The sequence below is a fragment of the Mesorhizobium sp. M4B.F.Ca.ET.089.01.1.1 genome, assembly GCF_004022605.1.
Classification (GTDB): domain Bacteria; phylum Pseudomonadota; class Alphaproteobacteria; order Rhizobiales; family Rhizobiaceae; genus Mesorhizobium; species Mesorhizobium abyssinicae.
On sequence record NZ_RZOS01001558.1, the window covers coordinates 1 to 397 of the forward strand.

1 pseudogene is annotated in these 397 nt (G+C 65.5%); it reads left to right on the forward strand.

The annotated features are described in order from the left end of the window. Positions 1–397 (forward strand): annotated as a pseudogene (locus tag EN780_RS38280) (carbohydrate kinase); the annotation flags it as partial.

The window sequence follows — 397 nt, forward strand, 5'->3', positions numbered from 1 at the left end:
CCCCTCACTGACGGCCCCTACCCGCAGCACGACATCGAGTGCCTGTGGACGTTCATCCTCGATAGCCTCGCCGAACTGCACCGCGAGCAGCGCATCGACGCCATCTCGATCACCACCCATGGCGCGACGGCGGTGCTGGTCGACGCCGGCGGAGGCCTGGCGCTGCCGGTGCTCGACTATGAATTTTCGGGACCAGACGAATTCGCCGAGGACTATGACCTCATCCGTCCGCCCTTTGTCGAGACAGGCACGCCGCGCCTGCCGGCCGGCCTGAACATCGGCGCGCAGCTCTTCTGGCAGCAGAGGCGCTTTCCAGCGGAATTTGCCAAGGCGGCCGCAATTGTGATGTACCCGCAGTATTGGGCGCTTCGGCTAACCGGCGTCGCGGTCAACGAGG